The organism is Vibrio sp. V23_P3S9T160, assembly GCF_963886625.1.
Taxonomy (GTDB): Bacteria; Pseudomonadota; Gammaproteobacteria; order Enterobacterales; family Vibrionaceae; genus Vibrio; species Vibrio anguillarum.
Map to the genome: position 1 here is coordinate 1 of NZ_CAWPDB010000071.1, position 3,267 is coordinate 3,267.

Annotated in this window: 4 protein-coding genes; all 4 read left to right on the top strand. The window is 39.8% G+C overall.

The genetic code is table 11. From position 1 onward, the window contains the following. Positions 1–405 (top strand): hypothetical protein (locus AACU59_RS03980; RefSeq protein WP_202598860.1); only part of this gene is annotated, 405 nt, incomplete at its 5' end. 171 nt (positions 406–576) lie between these two features. After that, a complete protein-coding gene (locus AACU59_RS03985) occupies positions 577–1,458 on the top strand; it encodes a restriction endonuclease (RefSeq protein ID WP_161437727.1) in 882 nt (293 codons plus the stop codon). Between the two features lie 161 nt (positions 1,459–1,619). Beyond that, positions 1,620–2,189: a DUF2726 domain-containing protein gene (locus tag AACU59_RS03990; RefSeq protein ID WP_017050105.1), complete on the top strand. Its 570-nt coding sequence runs from the start codon at positions 1,620–1,622 to the stop codon at positions 2,187–2,189. Between the two features lie 152 nt (positions 2,190–2,341). Next, positions 2,342–2,626: a hypothetical protein gene (locus AACU59_RS03995; protein ID WP_094128801.1), complete on the top strand. Its 285-nt coding sequence runs from the start codon at positions 2,342–2,344 to the stop codon at positions 2,624–2,626. Positions 2,627–3,267: the final 641 nt, after the last annotated feature.

A 3,267-nucleotide genomic window follows, 5' to 3' on the forward strand; every position in this document is an offset into this window, starting at 1 on the left:
GTTTTGGAAAGATATTTAATTGATGGGTTTTCATTAAAAGTTAATAGATTACTTGTTGATAGTATATTTCTTGCATCAACAATTAAGCCAGTTGAGTTTTCGGATGAACGAGAGGTGCGGCTTCTTTATATCGGTAATAATAAAGAATCTACTGGTCGCTATGACAGTGATGGTCTAAATGATATCTATAAAAAACCCACTCTCCCAGATGTTGGCTATAAATCAAAAAGTGATATTTTGGTATCTTATCAGCCTATACCTTTCAGTATATCATCCGTAAAATCGGTTACTATAGGTCCGTCAACAAATCCAAAATTAGCAGAGTTAGGGTTGACTGAATTTAGAGACCGAAATAACTTTAGTTTCGATATTCTTCATTCTTCGTGTTCATTAAGGCGGTTATAATTCCTTATAACAAACAATTTAAGAGGGATTCTCAACGCTTGGCAGTTTTGCTTCTACTTCAACTTTACTGTTTACGGTGCAATGCTTTAAGTTGGGTGGTGGCGTTGTTCACCCCTTAATTGGGCGTTAGGCTTACGTCGAGATAATCAAATTTTCAATAGAGTTATCAGTATGGATGTACAGAAAAAATTAAAGTCAGTTGATGTAAGGTTGCTGGATGAAATTTTCGAAATGGGTGGTGGGTATGTCCTAGATTTTTCGAACCGAACATTCTCAGAGTTCTTTGTTGAAGAGTTAGGTATTGATATCAATAACCCTTGCTATGCGGTAGATGGAGGCAGCAAAGCCAAAAGGTTACGCTGTTATCTTCGACAAGCAAGCACCAATGAGATTGTAAAGGTATTGCTAGCATTATGGGATTACCGAGAATCTATAAGACGCCGTTCTGGTCAAGTGGAGACCATGGAGGTCGCAAAATCTGAGTTCTATCTACTGATTGAAAAACTGGGTGGAAAGGCTCCTGAAAGTATTAATCGTAATACCACAAAAACGAGCTTTTCAAATATGCCAAGCCATGTGGCAGATGAATTTCTAGACAAACTAATCAAAGTTAGTAGTTTAGAGCCACAGGCTAGGGGTTATGCATTTGAAAAATTCTTAAAAGAACTGTTTGACGCTAATGGCTTGGATGGTCGGTCGTCTTTCCGGTTAGTAGGGGAACAGATAGATGGCAGTTTTGAACTGTCAGGTGAAACTTATCTTCTAGAAGCCAAGTGGACCAGTAAGCCTGTTGATGCCGCTGACCTGCGATCGTTCAATGCAAAGGTTGAAGATAAAGCTTCATGGGCGAGGGGGCTTTTTATTAGCGATTGCGGTTTTTCCGAAGAGGGGCTAATCGCTTTTGGTAAAGGAAAAAGTTTGGTTTGTATGGATGGTTTAGATCTTTGTAGCATGCTGCAAGAAAAGCTTTCATTGCAGGAAGTTTTGTCTAAAAAAGTTCGCCGTGCAGCAGAAACAGGTAACCCATTTGTTCGCCTACGAGAGCTTCTTTAAAACTGGTTATATAAGCCTAACAAACGCTTCAAGAGGGACAGCCAACGCGCGGCATTTTTACTATGCGTTGGTTTTTGTGGTTACGCTGTTATGCGGAAAGTTGGTCGTGGCGTTGGCTGCCCCTTAAGCGGGCGTTATACAAAAAGGAGAAATAGGCGTAGATGTTTGAAATAATTATCATCGTAGCGTTTGGCTACATTGTATGGAAACTTAAAGGAAATAATACGCCGAAGCCAGCTTCATGGGATTCGCCAAATCAAACTGCGAGCAAGCGTAAAGCTAAATTTGAATTAACTGACGTACCTATTCCATCTAATGTAAAAATTGAGCATAAAAAGCAAAGCCATTTAGCAACTGAAAATGAGCGGAAACTCTATTTTGCATTACAAAAAGCTCTTCCTTCGGAGTATGTAATTCATAGCCAAGTATCACTAATGGCTTTGGTTAAACCTGTTAATTTTAAGCATAATTCTCGAACGTGGGCAAAGCGAATGGACTTTGTCATAACAGATAAGACCACAAAAATTCTAGCAGTTATCGAACTCGATGATTCTACGCATAATTGGAAAAAAAGGCAGGAACGCGATCAGTATGTAAATGAAGTCCTAGATGGACATCATCCATTGGTGCGCTTTAATACAAAGCATTTCTATGAACCGTCTGAAATCGCAAAAGTTTTGTCGCGAGAAACTGAAATTAAGTGTAATAAGTTCGAAGCTAATTTTGTATAACAAACGGCTCAAGAGGGATTGCCAACGCGTGGCGGCTTTAGTGCAAAATTTAAGTTCAGTGTTTACAGTGTGTTTTTTGAGTTCGGCTATGCGTTGTCAACACCTTAGCCGGGCGTTAGCTATTGTTTTATTCAGCAGCAAGGAAATTAAAGATGTCAAAGTATCAATTTTTCTGTAAACCAAATTCAAATCGTAATGCATTCACTTATCTGGATATGAGTTCAGAAACTTATCTTTTTGAAAAGGAAGAACTCTTGAGCTCGGGGTTAGAAGTGGAAGGTGATACGATTTATGCTTCGTCTCCAGAAGAGGCTATTGATAAATTCAAATCAAATTTTTGTGATCCTTTGAAGGATTATGCAAATTCAAATGTTGCGGGTGGATTGGCGACATTCATTTTTGAATCATTCAAATCAGTCACTGGGAAAAATAGCTAACAAACGGCTCAAGAGGGATTGCCAACGCTTGGCGGTTTTAGTGCAAAATTGAAGTTCAGTGTTTACGGTGTGTTTTTTAAGTTCGGCGGTGCGTCGTCAACCCCTTAGCCGGGCGTTATGCAACTCAGGTAAATTTAGGAGTTCAATCTTTTGGGATTTCTCCGGCCATTCGTTTTGTGTTGTCGGCAAATGAGCTTTTTTATCCTAAAACTCTTGGTTCACTCAAGCCGTAAAACAGGCAAGGTTCTTTGTTTGCCTCAATCAGTTTTAGCGTTGGCGTGTTGTAAATTAAGTGGGCGCAAAGTGTGGAAAGGGCAAGTTTATCGAGTATTTCGCATTGGCTGAAAGTCTTGCTTGTTGAGTTTGTCTCATTCAAAAGCTTGGTTTGTTGTTGAAAAGTGGGCTTTGTTTTGGCGGCTTATTTATCACGGCTCTGGCTTCGGTTGGTTCTTGAATCACTCAACCATTGCAATGGTGGCTTTTGATCGAGTAAAGTCAGTTTATCTTATTGAATTTGCATAACAAACGGCTCAAGAGGGATTGCCAACGCGTGGCGGCTTTAGTTCAAAATTGAAGTCCAGTGTTTACAGTGTGTTTTTTGAGTTTGGCGGTGCGTTGTCAACCCCTTAGCCGGGCGTTAG